We start from the raw sequence: 17,433 nt of genomic DNA on the forward strand, positions 1-17,433 counted from the left end.
TGGTTTCTATGACAACGCCTAGTTATTCTACTAAGAAAAGGTTAGTCGTAATATTTTTTTCGGTAACAATAATCGTATTTGTTCTTGTTATTAGATTGGGATTTTGGCAGATTGTAAGAGGAGAGGATTTAAAAAAGGAAGCTCTTGAACAATGGACTAAAGGTATTGAGATAAAAGCTAAAAGAGGAGTAATATATGACAAAAATGGTAAAAAATTAGCCATGAGCATTAGTGCTTATACTGTTTGGGCCAGGCCTGCCGATATAAAAGAACCGGAAAAAACGGCCAAATTAGTTGCGGATATATTGAATCTTGATGAAAAAACAGTATATGATAAGATTACCAAAAATCAGAGAACAGAAAAAATTAAACAGTGGATAAGCAATGACGAGGCAACAAAATTACGTCAGAGTTTAGTAAAGGATAAAATTACGGGAATTGAAATTATAGATGATAATAAAAGATATTATCCTTATGGAAATTTTGCAAGTTATATTTTGGGATTTACGAATATTGACAACGACGGACTATATGGAATAGAAAAGACCTATGATAAATTTTTAAAAGGTACTCCTGGTAAATGGGTAAAAACTACTGATGTTGCCGGAAGGCAATTACCCTTTGGAGGAGAAAAAATATTTGATGCCAAAGATGGTTTAAGTGTAGTCCTTACTATAGATGAAACAATACAGCATTTTGCTGAAAAAGCGGCTACGGAAGCTCTTGTGCAGAATAAAGCTAAAAATGTTTCCGTAATAATTATGGAACCTAAAACAGGGGATATATTGGCTATGGCAACAAAACCCGATTATGATCCCAATGAGCCCAGAGAGCCGTTAAATGAGGAAGAAAAAAAAGAATGGGATAATTTGTCACAAGAAGAACTTCAAAAAAAGTGGTATGATATGTGGAGAAACTTTTCTATAAATGATGCTTATGAACCGGGCTCTACCTTTAAGATAATCACATCTGCCATAGCTTTGGAAGAAAATGTGGTAACTCCTGACACTCCTTTTTATTGTAACGGTTTTATAAGAGATATTCCGGGAGTAGTTTTAAAGTGCAGCAGGTGGTATAATCCCCATGGAGCTCAAACATTTGCTGAAGGAGTTCGGAATTCATGCAATGTTGTCTTTGTAAATGTAGGAAGGAAAATTGGAAAAGAAAAGATGCTTGAATACATAAAAGCATTTGGTTTTGGTGAAAATACTGGTGTGGATTTAACAGGAGAACAAGCGGGAATCATACCTAAAAGTGTAAGCAGTATAAAGGAAGTAAATCTTGCCACCATTTCTTATGGGCAAGGAATTGCGGTAACCCCTATGCAACTTATTACTGCCATTTCTTCCGTAGCTAACGGGGGAAATTTAATGAAGCCCAGAATAGTAAAGGAGTTAGTAGATGAGAAGGGTAACGTCCAGCAGGAAATAAAGCCGGAAGTAAAAAGAAAAGTGTTGTCGGAGGAAACGTGTAAAACTTTATTGGGCATATTGGAGTCCGTAGTATCCGAAGGAACCGGGAAAAGTGCTTATATACCCGGATATAGAATCGGAGGCAAGACCGGTACGGCTCAAAAGGTAATTGATGGTAAATATGCTCCGGGGAAATATATTGCTTCTTTTGCGGCAATAGCTCCCACGGATGATCCGAAGATTGCAGTTCTTTTTATAATCGACGAACCGAGTAATGGGGCATATTATGGAGGCGTGGTTGCAGCACCTATTGCTGGTGAACTTGTAGAGGAAACATTAAAATATCTGGGAGTAGAACCTAAATATTCCGAGAAGGAAAAGGAAGAACTTTCTACAAAGGTAGTAGTTCCGGATGTAACGAATAAGACTATTTCGGAGGCAGGAAAGATTTTAAGTAATTTAGGATTTAAATATAATACGGAAGTTGCCGAAGTAACGGAAAATTCCGTTGTAATAGATCAGTTTCCCCTTCCCGGTACCGAAGTGACCAAAGGCTCTATAATTGATATATATTTAAAAGAAAAGAGAAAAGATAATGAAGCGATGATAATGATAGATTTAAAAGGTAAAAGCAGAGACGAAGCAGTCAAAGAGCTTGATGAATTGAATTTGAAATACAGGTTTACCGGTAATGGGATTGTAAAAGATCAAAAACCTAAGGCAGGAGAAGAAATTAATTCGGATACAGTTGTTGAAGTTGAACTTTCAGAAATTAAGGAATGATTTTATTAAAGGGCAGCTGATTAGGTTGCCTTTTAATTGATTGTTTATGATTTTGATTAAAGGCAGGTGTAAATATGAACTTAAGAGATTTAATTAAGGGACTAAGTTGTGAGACTATTACGGGAAGGAAAGATTTAGAAATTGAAGGAATAGATTCTGATTCCAGGAAGATTGGAAGGGGATATTTATTTGTAGCAATAAGTGGATATAGAGATGACGGATGTAATTACATAGATGCTGCATTAGACAAGGGTGCCGTAGCGGTAGTTACGGAAAAAAGCGTGAACTTACCGGATCATGTTACGGTAATAAAGGTAAAGGATAGCAGAACTGCCTTAGCCAAATTAAGCTCCAATTACTATAAAAATCCTTCTCATGATATGCATTTGATTGGGATAACCGGAACAAGCGGAAAAACCACTACTACTTATCTAATCAAAAGTATTATGGAAGAATCGGGTTTAAAGTGTGGAATTATTGGAACTATGGGTAATATTATAAATAAGGAAGTCGTAAAGACAGGCAATACTACTCCGGAATCTTTGATAATTCAAAAATATCTATATGAAATGTTAAAATCAGGGACTGAATACTGTGCCATGGAAGTATCATCTCACTCTATTTTTCTTAAAAGAATAGAATACTGTGAGTTTGAGATAGGATTATTTACTAATTTATCAAGGGACCATCTGGATTTTCACAAAACGATGGATGATTATTTTGAAGTTAAATCAAGACTTTTTTATAAAACAAACAAATACAATATTGTAAATTTAGATGACGAATATGGCAGGAGATTGATAGAAAAGATTGAAGATTCGAAAGTACCTTTATTGACTTATGGCTTTGACGCCAAGGGAGATATATTTGCCACAGATGTAAAATACAGCTTAAATGGAGTAAATTTTCTGTTAAATACTCCCAAAGGCTCAATCCCTATTAATTTTAATATTCCGGGGAAGTTTAGCGTATATAATTCTCTTGCTGCAGCAAGCTGCGCTTATGCTTATAACATAGATTTAGATAATATAAAAAAAGGACTGGAAAAAGTTCAAGGTGTAAAAGGAAGATTTGAAATAGTGCCTACTAAGAGGGATTTTTCCGTTATAATAGACTTTGCTCATACACCTAATGAATTAGAAAATTTACTTACTTTAATAGATGAATTTGCTCAGGGTAGAAAGGTAGTGGTCTTTGGAGCAGGAGGAAACCGAGATAAGACAAAAAGACCTATTATGGGAGAGGTAGTAGCAAATCATTGCGATCTGCCTATAGTCACATCGGATAACCCCCGAGATGAAGATCCCGAAAAAATAATAGATGATGTAATAGTCGGGGTTAAAAAAGTTACTGATAACTATATAAAGATTATCGATAGAAGAGAAGCTATAAAGTATGCGGTTGAAAATGCAAAACCTAATGATATAATAATACTTGCGGGAAAAGGGCATGAGACTTACACCATTATTAAAGGTAAGAAGCTGCCCTTTGACGAAAGGGAAATAGTAGAATATACACTTAAAGAGCTTAATCACGAAAGATAATTATAAGAGAGGAGAGCAACGATGGCTGATTATATCGATATTATCAGAGTTATAGTAATTTCTTTTATTATTACATTGATTTTAGGATTGATTTTTATTCCCTTACTAAGAAGACTTCATATTGGGCAAAATATAAGACAAGATGGACCTAAGACTCATCTTAAAAAGAAGGGGACTCCCACTATGGGAGGAATAATAATGATTATAGCACTTTTTATTACTTCCGTTACTTCCGGAATAATGAATAAGGATATGATAGTATTGCTCCTCTCTACTTTAGGATTTGGGTTAATAGGATTTGTGGATGATTACATAAAGATTGTTAAAAAAAGATCCTTAGGGTTAAAAGCCCATCAGAAGTTAATAGCTCAAATTATTTTAGCTGTTATTTTGGCTGTATATCAATCATATACTTCTGAGTTGGGGACAAAAATTATAATACCTTTTTTAAAAAGCAAATATTTGGATTTAGGGATGCTTTATATTCCGTTTATTGCTTTTGTAGTAGTCGGTACGGTTAACAGCGTAAACTTGACTGATGGATTAGACGGCTTGGCTTCAGGAATAACTATGATAGTAATGTCCTTCTTTGGAATGGTAGCTCTCAATCAAGGAATGAATTCCATGGCTGTCTTTTCGACGTCATTAGCCGGAGCTTGCCTTGGATTTTTAGTTTATAATTCCTATCCTGCCAAGATAATGATGGGGGATACGGGTTCAATGGCCTTGGGAGGAGCAGTTTCCGCTATTGCCATACTTTTAAATCTTCCGTTAATAATACCTATTGTAGGAGGCATATATTTTATAGAATCTTTATCGGTGATCATTCAAGTAGTTTCTTTTAAATTAACAGGTAAAAGAGTATTTTTGATGGCTCCTCTTCATCATCACTTTGAACAAAAAGGGTGGAAAGAAACAAAAGTTGTATTAGTTTTTTGGACAATAACAGTAATACTGTGTTTAATAGGAACAATAAGTTTAAAATAAATTGGAAAGATAGGTGATTAGACTTGTACTTGAAAGGGAAAAAAATACTAATTTTGGGGTTAGGGATAACAGGAGTTTCTACAATTAAAGCTTTATATAAGTTAGGTGCCGATGTTGTCATAAGTGATTTGAAAAAAGAAGAGGAATTAGAGAAATATTTAAAGGAGATTTCGTCTTATCCTGTTGAGTTACGTTTAGGAACTAATGATATATCCTTGGACAATATTGACATGATAATAAAGAGTCCGGGTATACTTCCGGATATACCTGTATTAAAAAGAGCTGAAAAGGCAGGAATAGAGGTAATAACCGATATTGAACTTGCCTATAGGATAATGACTGATAACAATTTTATAGCAATAACGGGGACTAATGGAAAAACAACTACAACTACTTTAACCGGAGAACTATTTAAAAAAGCAGGATATAATACTTATGTAACAGGCAATATTGGAGTGGGCATTCTCTGGAAGGTAGCTAATGGAAATAAGGATGACGTATTTGTCATTGAAGCAAGTAGTTTTCAATTGGCAAATACGAAACATTTTAAACCCAAAGTAAGCCTTATACTTAATATAACCCCGGATCATATGAATTGGCATAAATCTTATGAAAACTATATAAATGCAAAGAAAAAGATATTCATTAACCAAGATGAAAATGATTATACAATCCTTAATTACGATGATGAAATACTTAGAAAAATCGGCAGGGATGCAAGGGGAAAATTGATATGGTTCAGTACGGACAGTATTTTAAACAGAGGAGTATATATTGATGAAGATTATATAGTTATAAATGATGGAAAGACAATTAATAAAATAATGCCTTATAAAGAAGTTAATATACCAGGGAAGCACAATTTACAAAATGCCTTGGGAGCTGTCTCCATAGGATGGACAATGGGGATTCCCTTTAACATTATAAAAGATGTTTTATCCACTTTTGAAGGAGTGGAGCACAGGATAGAATATGTGACTGAGATAGACGGAGTAAAATTTTATAATGATTCTAAAGGAACTAATGCAGATGCCAGTATAAAAGCTGTAGAAACATTGGAAAATTCAATTATACTTATTGCAGGAGGCATGGATAAAGGCAATGAATTTGATGATTTTGTAAAGACCTTTGAAGGAAGAGTAAAAGATTTGGTACTCCTTGGAGAAACTAAAGAAAAAATAAAAAAAACTGCTTTAAAATATAATTTTAATAATATATTTATGGTAGATAATATGAAAGAGGCAGTGAAGAAAAGCTTCCGGCTTTCACAAAAAGGGGATAAAGTACTTCTCTCTCCGGCATGTGCCAGTTGGGATATGTATGAAAACTATGAAGTTAGGGGAAGGGATTTTAAAAAAGCTGTCATGGAAATAAAGGGGGATTCAGATGGCAAAGAAAAAATCCGTTGATTTTACTTTACTTTTAGCTACTATGCTGTTAGTTTTTATAGGAATAATAATGGTGTTCAGTTCAAGCTGGCCTGATGCTATATACAAAATGAAGGATGGTTATTTTTATTTAAAGAAACAGTTGATGGCAGGTTTAATAGGGCTTGCGGGAATGTTTTTTTTTATGAACTTTGATTATAAAAGGCTTGATAAGATGTCTAAATTGATATTTTTAATTACCATAATATCAGGACTTTTAATATTTTCTCCTTTGGGAGTAGAATATAACGGAGCAAGAAGATGGATAAATTTAGGGTTTACTACCTTTATGCCGTCTGATCTGATTAAATTCGGTTCTATTATATTTTTTGCTTCATTTCTGTCTAAAAGAAAGGAGGATATAAAAAGTATAAAAAAGGGTCTTATTCCTTCTCTTGTTGTAATAGGCATATCTTGCGGACTGATATATATTCAAAAAGCCTTAAGCACTACAGTTACTTTGGCACTTACTTTAGTAGCTATGCTATTTATTTCGGGGATGAGAATCAGCCATATGATTGTCTTGGGAATAGGAGGCACAGCTGCTCTGTATTTTTCCATAGTGTCTCATTCCTATAGGGTGGCCAGATATCTTTCTTTTAAAGATCCTTTTGCCTATAAATCGGAAGGCGGTTATCAGGTAGTTCAATCTTTATATGCCTTAGGCTCCGGAGGGCTTTTCGGATTGGGATTGGGAAAGAGCAGACAAAAGTTTTTTTATATCCCCGAGCCTTATAATGATTTTATATTTTCGATTATAGGTGAAGAGTTGGGTTTTTTGGGATGTATAACTATAATACTTCTTTTTGTACTGGTAATATGGAGAGGAATAAAAATAGCATTGAACGTGGAAGATCTTTTTGGCTGCCTCCTTTCTTCGGGGATAGTTGCTTTGATCACAATTCAGACTCTCATACATATAGCTGTAGTGACATCATCTATACCCCCAACGGGAATACCTCTTCCATTTATAAGTTATGGCGGAACTTCTTTGGCAATTTATATGTCGGCAATAGGAATTCTCCTAAACATATCCAGAAACACGAATCTAAGTGGAGGTGAGAAAAGATGAAGTTCTTAATTACCGGGGGAGGAACGGGAGGCCATATCTACCCTGCATTATCTATAGCAAATGAAATCAAAGAGAGATATAAAAATAGCGATATTCTTTATGTCGGAACAAAAGAAGGCTTAGAAAGCGAATTGGTCCCGAAGGAGGGTTTTAAATTTGAAACCATAAGGGTGGAAGGGCTTCCCAGAAAGCTGTCCAAGGAGAGCATTGTATCATCTGTAAAGTTAATACATGGTATATTCGATTCAAGGAAAATCATCAATAAATTTAAACCGGATATAATAATAGGTACCGGAGGATATGTGAGCGGACCAGTGGTCTATGTTGGAAGCAAAAAAAAGATACCCAGCATTATTCATGAACAAAATGCTTTTCCGGGAATCACAAATAAAATATTATCAAAATATGTTACTAAAATAGCTGTCAGCTTTCATGAATCTGAAAAATATTTTAAGTATCCGGAGAAAATAGTCTTTACAGGGAACCCCATACGTAAGAGTATAATGTCTGTTAATAAAGAGGAAGCTTTTAAGAAGTTGAACATTGATTCTGATGTTCCCTTTATATTATCTTTTGGAGGAAGCGGAGGACAAAAAAAATTAAATGATGCAATGTATTGGGTGGTTAAAAAAGTTGCTTCACATTCCGACGTTCAAATAATGCATGTAACAGGCAAGAGGTTTTATAGTGATTTTGCTGCAAATCTTAAGAAAGACGGAATAATATTAAAAGATAATATTAAAATTTTACCTTATTTTTTCGATATGCCTTTAGGGTTAAATACGGCAAACCTTGTGATTACCAGCGGAGGAGCAATAGCCATTGCGGAATTGACAGCTTTAGGCATTCCCAGTATAATAATTCCCAAGAGTTATACCGCGGAGAATCACCAAGTATATAATGGCAAAGCCATTGAAAAGGCAGGAGCGGGTTTGCTTATTCTTGAAAAAGACTTGACGGGAGAAAAATTATATGAAAGCATCATGAAATTAATAAAAGATAAGAATAAACTTTATGAGATGTCATTAAACAGTAAAAACATTGGTAGAACAAATGCGGCATCTAAGATAGTGGATATTGTAGAGACCATACTTAAATAAACCCAAATTTGTAACACCTTCGTATCACATGCATAATATATATAGATATATGAGTAGTTTACACATCCGGAGGTGCTGAAATGGGTAAGTATGTTATTAATGGCGGAAGCAGATTAAGGGGAGAGGTAAATATTTCCGGAGCGAAAAATTCGGTATTGCCGATTTTAGCTGCAACTGTAATAGGAAATAATACAAGTACAATATTTAATATTCCCGACCTTAGAGATGTAGAAATAATGGAAAAGATTTTACTTTATATAGGTTGTCGTGTAGAAAGGACAGATAATATTATATATGTTGATTCAACTTCTCTCGATAAAATAGATATACCGGAGGAATTAGTAAGAGAAATGCGCTCTTCCATAATACTTATGGGTGCTATGCTTTCTCGATGTGGCGAAGTGAATATTTGCTACCCGGGCGGTTGTGAAATAGGCCCAAGGCCTATTGATCTACATTTAAAAGCATTAAGACAGATGGGGGCACAAATAGAAGAATCCCATGGTTTTCTGTTATGTAGAAGTAATGGGTTAAAGGGATGTGAAATTCAGTTAGACTATCCGAGCGTAGGTGCTACAGAAAATACTATATTGGCAGCTGTTACGGCAGAGGGAACTACAGTTATAAGGAATGCAGCAAGGGAACCTGAGATTATAGACTTACAAAATTATTTAAACAAGTCCGGTGCCAAGATATTTGGAGCAGGCACCAGCGTCATAACGATTGAAGGAGTGAAGAAATTTCAGGAAGTAAAACATACGGTTATACCGGATCGAATTGTTGCAGGCACTTTTATGACCTGTGCGGCTATTACTCAAGGAGAAGTAATAATAAACAATGTTGAAATAGAGCATATTCAAGCTATTATGGCTAAGCTTAAAGAAGCAGGGTGTTTGATATACAGCAATTGTACTTCGCTGAAGGTTATTGGTCCTAATAAAATAGAACCGGTAGAGATGATTCAAACTCTTCCGTACCCGGGATTTCCTACAGATATGCAGGCTCAGATGATGGCACTTTTAAGTATATCAGGCGGCACAAGTATTATATCGGAGACTGTATTTGAAAATAGATTTAAACATGCTGAGGAGTTAATAAGGATGGGAGCGAATATAAAGATTATAGGCAAAGTCGCAGTAGTAAAGGGAGTTAAGGAGTTGACGGGAGCAAATGTTTCGGCGAAGGATTTAAGAGGAGGTGCCAGCTTGGTATTGGCAGGTTTAGCAGCTAAGGGAACTACAGTAATAGATAATATATTCCATATGGAAAGAGGATATGAAAATTTAGATGAAAAATTAAGAGCCCTTGGGGCAGATATTATTAAAGTATCATCGTAGCAGGGCAGCTTTTGCTGCTTCCGTTAAAATGGACAACCTTATATTGGAGGCAGAAAACCATATGAATAAAATAGGAATAAATAAAAAAATTGAAAAGAAAGCTAAAAGGAAAAAAGTAGGCATAATATTTATTATATTTATATTATTTCTTTCAATATTTTTAATGATTACTTTTAAAACTAATTTTTTTCATATTAAAAGTATAGATATCAATGGAAATAAAAACCTATCCGATTTACAGATTATTAATGCTTCGGGGATTGTCCTTAAGGAGAATATAATGAAAGTAAATTTAAGTTATACTAAAAAAAATCTTCTTAGCATGCCTTATATAAAGGAAGTTAAAATTAAACGAAAATTACCTAACCGGATTATTATAGATGTAGTGGAAAGAGAAGAAAAGTTTCTTATTCCTTATATGGGTTCTTACATTTATTTGGATGAAGACGGATATATATTAAGGATAAGCCCAAAAGAGGGGGAAGACAAACTTCCTCTTCTAAAGGGGATATCAGTTGAGGAACCCCAAATTGGGGAAAAGTACAAGATTAAAGATGAAAAAAATTCAGCCGAAATTAACAGTTTTATACATGATTGCATTAAAATAAATATTATAGAAAGTGTTGCCGGCTTCGATTTTACTGATGAAAACAATGTTCTTATCAATTTAAAAAAAGGGATAGTAGTTGCATTTGGACCCTTAGATAATATAAAATATAAGTTAAGCTATTTGTTGGAAATATTAAATGATGTTAATAAGAAAGAAATTAAGTGTAAATATATTTACTTTAATAAAGGAGAAAATCCTATTATTGTAACCGATAACAATTAGGGGGATATAAATGAAAAAAGGTCAATTATCTATAGGTTTGGTTTGTATTTTGTTAGGGGTAATATTGTCCATTCAATTTAAAACCGTATCTGAGACGGTAGGAGAAGGAGTACTTCCAACTCAGAGAGCACAGCAGCTGGCTGCTGATCTTAAAAAATTACAAAAAGAAAGAGATGATCTCCAGAAGGAATTAGACACTTTAGAATCTAAGATAAAACAATACGAAAAGGGAGAGTCAGACAATAACTCATATACCGAGGGGTTATATAATGAGTTGGAGAAATACAGAACTCTTGCAGGATATATTGATATGAAAGGCCCAGGAGTAATATTCGAAATAGATGATCCTCCGATGGATGTACAGTTTGGTCAAGGAAATAGTATAGTATATGATACGGATATAATAATTCAAATCATAAGTATTTTAAACTCTGCGGATGCGGAAGCCATATCAATTAATGATCAAAGATATACTTCCTTTACCGAGATAGTTCAGGCTAATGATCATTTGGAAATAAACGGAGTTTCCGTAGGGCCGCCAATAGTTATTAAAGCCATAGGGGATCCTTCCGTGTTGGAATCTGCATTGTCTATAAAAGGCGGAATTAAATATTATCTTGAGAATAATACGGATTATAAAGTTCAATTAAAACAGGACCAAAACGTATCAATACCAAAATATAGAAAAATCAAGAATTTTACTTTTGCTAAGCCGGTTCAGGAGACAGCTAATTAGTATGGGAGGATAATTATGGGAAGATTATCGAAGATTAATGTTATATTTTTTGTATCATGCCTATCTATCGGAATGGCGTTATCTATGCAGGCAAAGCAGCACCTGGAAAGCTATACTCCTGTTACTTTGAAGTCCATACAAGTTTCTAAGAATGATATAGCTGCTCTTAATGGAGAAATTGGAGAGATGAAAGAACTGGTTGAAAAAAAGAAGAAAGAACTTAGCTTAGTGAAAAGTGTAGATAAAGGAAATAAAAGCATAGAAGAACTGTTAACAGAAGAAGTATCTGATGCAAAGGCCCAATCCGGATATACGGATATGGAGGGTCCGGGGATAGTAATAAAGATGAGAGATAATCAGGATAAAGAAATAGTCGGATACTCAGTTGATTATGATATTATTCATGATGTGGATATTTTAAATATATTTAATGATTTAAGAAGTGCCGGGGCTGAAGCTATCAGTATTAACGGACAGAGGATTATGTCTACGTCGGAGATAAAATGCGGAGGTCCTATAATAAGAGTAAACGGGAAAAGCGTAGGTACCCCTTTTGTGATAAAAGCCATAGGGGATCCTAAATTACTATATGCCGCTATAAATGCTCCAAACAGTTATGCTTATAACTTAAAAAATGTTTTTAAAATTGAAGTTGAATCGCGGATAGAGGATTCGGTTGAGATACCGGCTTATTCTAAAGATGTTGATTATAAATTTGCAAAACCTGAAAAAGAAGGTGAATAATATGTTTTTTGCTTTAATTGGAATTTTGATTGGAGTTATAATTGGTTTATTATTGCCTGTGACTTATAATCCCGCTTATGCTCTTTATATTTCTGTAGCAGTACTTGCGTGTCTCGATTCTGTTTTTGGAGGTATAAGATCAAATTTAGAAAATAAATTTGATACTAAAATATTTATTTCAGGCTTTTTCGGGAACGCTCTATTAGCAGCTTTTTTGGCATATGTTGGAGACAGACTTGGAGTCCCATTATACTATGCGGCGATTTTTACCTTTGGAGGAAGATTATTTGATAATTTTGCAAGGATGAGAAGAATTATCATATCGAAGAGACGCAAAGAGGAATAATTATAGAAAGGTCACATTTTATAAGCCAATTTTGCTGAAAGGAGGAGAATTGTATGGGGGAACTGATTACTTCAGTTGATATAGGAACATCTAAAGTTTGTGTAATAATTGCCGAGATAGATAAGAGTAAGCAAATTCGAATAATCGGAGTTGGAATCAGTCCTTGCTATGGTGTAAAAAAGGGCATCGTGGTAGATATAGAAGATACGTCGAAAGCCGTTTCTTATGCATTAGAGCAGGCAGAGAATATGGCAGATATAGAAGTTGATAATGCTTATGTTAATATTGCCGGAGGATACACAAAATTTACAAAAAATAAAGGAGTTATAGCTGTTTCTAATGAAAATAGAGAAATAAATTCCGATGATGTAAAAAGAGTTTTAAATTCAGCAACCATAATATCAATTCCTCAAAATCAGCAAATAATAGATATTATACCATTACAGTATATAATTGACGGATACGATGAAATAAGAGATCCCATAGGAATGACGGGAATTAGACTTGAAGCTGATGTAGATATTGTTACCGCTTCCGCTACTACTGTGCTTAATATTGTTAAAAGTGTAAATGGAGCAGGATTGGAAGTTCTTGGAATAGTAGCTGAACCATTAGCCACATCCGAGTCGGTACTGACTGAGGATGAGAAAGAATTAGGTGTATTACTTATAGATATAGGAGCAGGAACTACTGACGTGTCCTTATTTAAAAATGGGAGCCTGATTTATAATTTCTTAGTACCTATAGCCGGGAACCACATAACTAATGATATATCAATCGGTTTTAGAATACCATATAAGGAAAGTGAAGATATAAAAAGAAAATATGGTTTGAATTTTAATCCGAATGTTAATAAAAAAAGGATTATTGAGGTAACTCCTATCGGTTCTGATGAAAGAATAAATATTACTAATGCGGAATTGAGTGAAATAATTGAAGCAAGGGTTAATGAAATAATTGAAATTATCTATAAGGAATTGTTTAAAAGAGGATTTGTCAAAGACATATTGGCCGGAATCGTATTGACGGGAGGTGGAATTGGCTATTTTCCAAAAGGAGTAGATTTAACGAAGAAAATGTTTGAGCTGCCTGTAAGAATAGGCAAACCGGATTACATAGGAATACAAGAGCCTATTTATTCAACTGCAGCTGGGCTTATAAATTATTCTTTAAAGAGGAAATTTAATTATTATGTAGAATATAATAATGTACATAATAAGAAGACAAGCAGTAAAGCAAATTCTAATAAAGGATTATTATCATTTTTAAAAAAAGTCTGGGAGGAATATTTTTAAGGGGGTTTATGAGGTGTTTGACTTTGATATGGAAGTAGAAGAATATGCGAAAATAAAAGTAATAGGTGTAGGCGGCGGTGGCAATAACGCATTAAACAGAATGATTGAATGTGGTGTTAAAGGAGTAGACTTTATTGCGATTAATACCGATAGACAAGCCCTTTTTGCGTCAAAATCCGATACGAAAATTCAAATTGGAGAAAAGCTCACTCGAGGATTGGGAGCAGGAGCAAACCCTGAAATAGGAATGAAAGCAGCAGAAGAGAGCAGAAATGAGATTTCCGATTCCATCAAAGGTGCCGATATGATATTTATTACAGCAGGAATGGGTGGAGGAACCGGTACGGGAGCTGCACCTATAGTTGCTGAAATAGCAAAAGAATTAGGGATTTTAACAGTAGGGGTTGTAACAAAGCCATTTACTTTTGAAGGCAGAAGAAGGATGATTCATGCGGAAAAAGGCGTTGAAGACTTAAAGACCAAGGTAGATACTTTAGTTACCATACCTAATGATAGACTGCTTCAGGTGGCGGAAAAAAAGACCACTATGGTTCAGGCTTTCATGATGGCAGATGAAATACTTAAACAAGGCATACAAGGTATTTCTGATTTAATAGCGGTTCCGGCACTGATTAATCTGGATTTTGCCGATGTAAAGACTATAATGTTAAATCAAGGAATTGCTCATATGGGTATAGGCAGAGCCCAAGGAGAAAATAGGGCCGTTGAAGCCGCTAAGCAAGCTATTCAGAGTCCGCTCCTTGAAACATCTATAGAAGGAGCAAAGGCGGTTCTTTTAAATCTTACAGGTGGAGCAGATCTTGGTATATTTGAGGTTAATGAAGCAGCAGATTTAATACGAGAATCCGTAGATCAAGACGCAAATATTATTTTTGGAGCAGGAATAGATGAAAGTTTAAAAGATGAAATTAAGATTACGGTTATAGCCACAGGATTTGAAAATCAGAAAAGCGAAAGAAAGTTTCTTAAATCCGATAAACTCGGAGCAGATTCGAGGGTTAAAGCTAAGGAAGAAGCTGCCACATCTCAGTATGATTTAGATGATTTGGATATACCGACGTTTTTAAGGAGAAAAGATAAATAAATAGTATTTTGTCTAAAAATCGTTTCTTTAAGGGAGAAACGATTTTTTTCTTTATATAGGATATGACATTTTTTTTTCCTTCTTAGAAGTATAATATACATAAATTATGAGACAAGTGAATAGAAGTATATTATGAATATTTTAAAGGGGGGTCTGATGGTGTATGTGTATGTTGAATACTTACTCTTAGAGAATGCAATTATAAATTTTATTATATTATATGTTACAAATAAAGTTACAAGAACAAAAACAAATAAAATTAGGATTTTAATTGCGGCAATTGTTGGTTCCCTTTATGCACTAGTGGTATTTTATCCTGAATTCCATTATCTAACGAAATTTTCAGTTAAGGTGTCTGTTTCAATATTGATGATAGTTATAGCTTATAATCCGGCAAAGCTTAAAACGTTTATAAAACTCCTTGCTTATTTTTATATAATTTCATTTATTTTTGCAGGAGCGGGATTAGCTGTATTTTATATTTTGAAAAATAGTGATTTGACTTATCACAAGATATATTTTATAAATGATTTTACGTCTCAACTTCTTATTATAAGCATAACATTTTCCGTATTATTAATAAGATATGTTTTTAACTATTTTAATTTAAAACTTAATAAAGAAGATGTATTTACGGAAGTAGCCGTGACTTTGAGAGGAAGGAAGGCAATATTTACCGCTTTGGTAGATACGGGAAATTCTCTTAAAGAGCCTATAAGTCAAAAACCTGTAGTTATTGTGGAATTTGAAGCTATTAAGAATATACTTCCGTTAAAATTACAAAATTACTATATGAAAAATAAAGGTTTTAATTTAGATGATTTTACAAATATAATGATGGAATTGAAAGATGAAATAAAATTAAGGTTTATACCTTTTAAATCCATAGGGAAAGACAACGGCATACTGATTGGATTTAAACCGGATGAACTGGATATTTTAAATGAGAAGATAAATAGAAGAATAACTCAGGATATAGTAATAGCGATATATAACAACAAAATGTCAGATGGGGAAAAATATAAAGGATTGCTTCATCCGGAGATCTTATATAAGGGGGTATAAAAATGTTTATAAACATCAAATATAAAATTAATAAATTTCTTTTTAAGATACTTTATAGATTGGGAATCAATAATATACATTATATTGGAAGTGGAGAAGTTCTTCCTCCGCCGTTAAAACCGGAAGAGGAATTGTATTATGTTTCCAAATTAAAAGAAGATGCCGATGTTAAAAGTGTATTGATAGAGAGAAATTTGAGGCTCGTAGTGTATATTGCAAGGAAATTTGAAAATACGGGCATAAATATAGAGGATTTAATATCCATAGGAACTATAGGACTTATAAAAGCAGTTAATACTTTTAATCCTGATAAAAATATAAAATTGGCGACTTATGCTTCAAAATGTATTGAAAATGAAATACTCATGTTTTTGAGAAGAAATAGTAAATCAAAGGCGGAGATATCCTTTGACGAACCATTAAATGTTGACTGGGATGGAAATGAACTTTTACTTTCGGATATATTGGGAACAGAAGGAGATACTATATTTAAATTTTTAGAAGAAGAAGTGGATAAAGAACTTCTCAATGAAGCAATCGACAAATTGTCAAATCGGGAAAGGAAAATAGTGGAATTAAGGTTTGGCCTTAAAAACGGAAAGGAAAAAACTCAAAAGGAAGTGGCGGATATGCTTGGAATATCTCAATCCTATATATCACGGCTTGAAAAAAGAATAATAAAAAGGCTTAGAAAAGAAATGATGAGAATGGTTTAATTAGTGAATAAAAAAAAATCTACAGGTAATAATTTTATTTTAAAGGGGCAAAACTTATTGAAAGGAATGAAGTGGATGCATACCAATAAAGTAGAAATTTGTGGAGTAAATACTTCAAAATTACCTGTCCTTACCAATGAAGAAATGCAGGAACTATTTAAAAAAATAAAACAAGGAGATATGGAAGCAAGAAATAAGTTTATAAATGGGAATTTAAGATTGGTTTTAAGCATTATACAGAGATTCAACAGAAGAGGTGAGTATGTAGACGATTTGTTCCAAGTAGGGTGTATCGGCCTTATAAAAGCTATTGATAATTTTGATACCAGCCAGAACGTTAAATTTTCAACTTATGCGGTGCCTATGATAATAGGAGAAATAAGAAGGTATTTAAGAGATAATAATCCCATAAGAGTAAGCAGATCCTTAAGGGATATTGCTTATAAAGCCCTTCAGGCAAGAGAACACCTTATATATAAGAATTCAAAGGAGCCGACTATAACAGAAATTGCGGGAGAATTAGGTATTCCAAAAGAAGAAGTGGTTTTTGCTTTAGATGCCATTCAAGAGCCTATTTCCTTGTTTGAACCTATATACCACGATAGTGGAGATGCAATATATGTGATGGACCAGGTTAAAGACGAAAAAAGTGAAGATGAAGTTTGGCTTCAGGGAATAACGTTGAGGGAGGCTTTAAGCAAATTAAACAGCAGAGAAAAACTGATATTGAATTTAAGGTTTTTTGAAGGCAAGACTCAAATGGAGGTTGCAGAAGAAATCGGCATCTCTCAAGCCCAAGTATCAAGACTTGAAAAAAATGCTCTTAAAAGTATGAAAAAATATGTGTAATTAAAATAATACCTCACCATTTTTAGGAATATTTCTTATATATATTAAAGTATATATATAGTAAAGAAAATAAGAAAAGGATT

16 protein-coding genes are annotated in these 17,433 nt (G+C 33.8%); all 16 read left to right on the forward strand.

The annotated features are described in order from the left end of the window. Positions 1-8: 8 nt before the first annotated feature. The 16 genes from PP176A_RS03465 (at position 9) to sigG (ending at position 17,350) form a co-directional block, all read left to right on the forward strand. Positions 9-2,195: a stage V sporulation protein D gene (locus PP176A_RS03465; protein ID WP_071139059.1), complete on the forward strand. Its 2,187-nt coding sequence runs from the start codon at positions 9-11 to the stop codon at positions 2,193-2,195. A gap of 74 nt (positions 2,196-2,269) precedes the next feature. Next, a complete protein-coding gene (locus PP176A_RS03470; protein ID WP_071139060.1) occupies positions 2,270-3,739 on the forward strand; it encodes a UDP-N-acetylmuramoyl-L-alanyl-D-glutamate--2,6-diaminopimelate ligase in 1,470 nt (489 codons plus the stop codon). 21 nt (positions 3,740-3,760) lie between these two features. After that, complete coding sequence (gene mraY, locus PP176A_RS03475; RefSeq protein WP_200795988.1) at positions 3,761-4,726, forward strand: phospho-N-acetylmuramoyl-pentapeptide-transferase; 966 nt, start codon at positions 3,761-3,763, stop codon at positions 4,724-4,726. 23 nt (positions 4,727-4,749) lie between these two features. Next, on the forward strand, positions 4,750-6,135 hold the full coding sequence (gene murD / locus PP176A_RS03480) for a UDP-N-acetylmuramoyl-L-alanine--D-glutamate ligase (protein ID WP_071139061.1): 1,386 nt from the start codon (positions 4,750-4,752) through the stop codon (positions 6,133-6,135). Continuing rightward, positions 6,113-7,225: a putative lipid II flippase FtsW gene (gene ftsW / locus PP176A_RS03485; RefSeq protein ID WP_071139062.1), complete on the forward strand. Its 1,113-nt coding sequence runs from the start codon at positions 6,113-6,115 to the stop codon at positions 7,223-7,225. Before murD ends, ftsW begins: the two co-directional genes overlap by 23 nt. Continuing rightward, positions 7,222-8,325, forward strand: a complete 1,104-nt coding sequence (gene murG / locus PP176A_RS03490) for an undecaprenyldiphospho-muramoylpentapeptide beta-N-acetylglucosaminyltransferase (RefSeq protein ID WP_071139063.1) — start codon at positions 7,222-7,224, stop codon at positions 8,323-8,325. Before ftsW ends, murG begins: the two co-directional genes overlap by 4 nt. A gap of 80 nt (positions 8,326-8,405) precedes the next feature. Next, a complete protein-coding gene (gene murA, locus PP176A_RS03495) occupies positions 8,406-9,662 on the forward strand; it encodes a UDP-N-acetylglucosamine 1-carboxyvinyltransferase (protein WP_071139064.1) in 1,257 nt (418 codons plus the stop codon). A gap of 61 nt (positions 9,663-9,723) precedes the next feature. After that, on the forward strand, positions 9,724-10,494 hold the full coding sequence (locus tag PP176A_RS03500) for a cell division protein FtsQ/DivIB (RefSeq protein ID WP_159429027.1): 771 nt from the start codon (positions 9,724-9,726) through the stop codon (positions 10,492-10,494). Between the two features lie 10 nt (positions 10,495-10,504). After that, complete coding sequence (locus PP176A_RS03505; protein WP_071139066.1) at positions 10,505-11,230, forward strand: DUF881 domain-containing protein; 726 nt, start codon at positions 10,505-10,507, stop codon at positions 11,228-11,230. A 15-nt stretch (positions 11,231-11,245) separates the two neighbouring features. Further along, positions 11,246-11,974: a DUF881 domain-containing protein gene (locus tag PP176A_RS03510; protein WP_071139067.1), complete on the forward strand. Its 729-nt coding sequence runs from the start codon at positions 11,246-11,248 to the stop codon at positions 11,972-11,974. 1 nt (position 11,975) lies between these two features. Next, entirely contained in the window at positions 11,976-12,320 is a 345-nt protein-coding gene (locus PP176A_RS03515) for a small basic family protein (RefSeq protein WP_071139068.1), read from the forward strand. A 53-nt stretch (positions 12,321-12,373) separates the two neighbouring features. After that, on the forward strand, positions 12,374-13,615 hold the full coding sequence (ftsA, locus tag PP176A_RS03520) for a cell division protein FtsA (RefSeq protein WP_071139069.1): 1,242 nt from the start codon (positions 12,374-12,376) through the stop codon (positions 13,613-13,615). A gap of 13 nt (positions 13,616-13,628) precedes the next feature. Beyond that, complete coding sequence (ftsZ, locus tag PP176A_RS03525; RefSeq protein ID WP_071139070.1) at positions 13,629-14,720, forward strand: cell division protein FtsZ; 1,092 nt, start codon at positions 13,629-13,631, stop codon at positions 14,718-14,720. Between the two features lie 156 nt (positions 14,721-14,876). Further along, a complete protein-coding gene (gene spoIIGA / locus PP176A_RS03530) occupies positions 14,877-15,785 on the forward strand; it encodes a sigma-E processing peptidase SpoIIGA (RefSeq protein WP_159429028.1) in 909 nt (302 codons plus the stop codon). A gap of 2 nt (positions 15,786-15,787) precedes the next feature. Next, on the forward strand, positions 15,788-16,501 hold the full coding sequence (gene sigE, locus PP176A_RS03535; protein WP_071139072.1) for an RNA polymerase sporulation sigma factor SigE: 714 nt from the start codon (positions 15,788-15,790) through the stop codon (positions 16,499-16,501). A 66-nt stretch (positions 16,502-16,567) separates the two neighbouring features. Further along, entirely contained in the window at positions 16,568-17,350 is a 783-nt protein-coding gene (gene sigG / locus PP176A_RS03540; RefSeq protein ID WP_441296102.1) for an RNA polymerase sporulation sigma factor SigG, read from the forward strand. Positions 17,351-17,433: the final 83 nt, after the last annotated feature.

Origin of the sequence: Sporanaerobacter sp. PP17-6a (assembly GCF_900095615.1) — a bacterium.
In the GTDB taxonomy this organism is placed as follows: Bacteria; Bacillota; Clostridia; order Tissierellales; family Acidilutibacteraceae; genus Acidilutibacter; species Acidilutibacter cellobiosedens.

Excerpts from the sequence above, each read along its gene's own strand:
- PP176A_RS03465 (WP_071139059.1), top strand. The coding sequence starts at position 9 with ATGACAACGCCTAGTTATTCTACTAAGAAAAGGTTAGTCGTAATATTT.
- PP176A_RS03470 (WP_071139060.1), top strand. The coding sequence starts at position 2,270 with ATGAACTTAAGAGATTTAATTAAGGGACTAAGTTGTGAGACTATTACG.
- mraY (WP_200795988.1), top strand. The coding sequence starts at position 3,761 with ATGGCTGATTATATCGATATTATCAGAGTTATAGTAATTTCTTTTATT.
- ftsW (WP_071139062.1), top strand. The coding sequence starts at position 6,113 with ATGGCAAAGAAAAAATCCGTTGATTTTACTTTACTTTTAGCTACTATG.
- murG (WP_071139063.1), top strand. The coding sequence starts at position 7,222 with ATGAAGTTCTTAATTACCGGGGGAGGAACGGGAGGCCATATCTACCCT.
- murA (WP_071139064.1), top strand. The coding sequence starts at position 8,406 with ATGGGTAAGTATGTTATTAATGGCGGAAGCAGATTAAGGGGAGAGGTA.
- PP176A_RS03500 (WP_159429027.1), top strand. The coding sequence starts at position 9,724 with ATGAATAAAATAGGAATAAATAAAAAAATTGAAAAGAAAGCTAAAAGG.
- PP176A_RS03505 (WP_071139066.1), top strand. The coding sequence starts at position 10,505 with ATGAAAAAAGGTCAATTATCTATAGGTTTGGTTTGTATTTTGTTAGGG.
- PP176A_RS03510 (WP_071139067.1), top strand. The coding sequence starts at position 11,246 with ATGGGAAGATTATCGAAGATTAATGTTATATTTTTTGTATCATGCCTA.
- PP176A_RS03515 (WP_071139068.1), top strand. The coding sequence starts at position 11,976 with ATGTTTTTTGCTTTAATTGGAATTTTGATTGGAGTTATAATTGGTTTA.
- ftsA (WP_071139069.1), top strand. The coding sequence starts at position 12,374 with ATGGGGGAACTGATTACTTCAGTTGATATAGGAACATCTAAAGTTTGT.
- spoIIGA (WP_159429028.1), top strand. The coding sequence starts at position 14,877 with ATGGTGTATGTGTATGTTGAATACTTACTCTTAGAGAATGCAATTATA.
- sigE (WP_071139072.1), top strand. The coding sequence starts at position 15,788 with ATGTTTATAAACATCAAATATAAAATTAATAAATTTCTTTTTAAGATA.
- sigG (WP_441296102.1), top strand. The coding sequence starts at position 16,568 with ATGAAGTGGATGCATACCAATAAAGTAGAAATTTGTGGAGTAAATACT.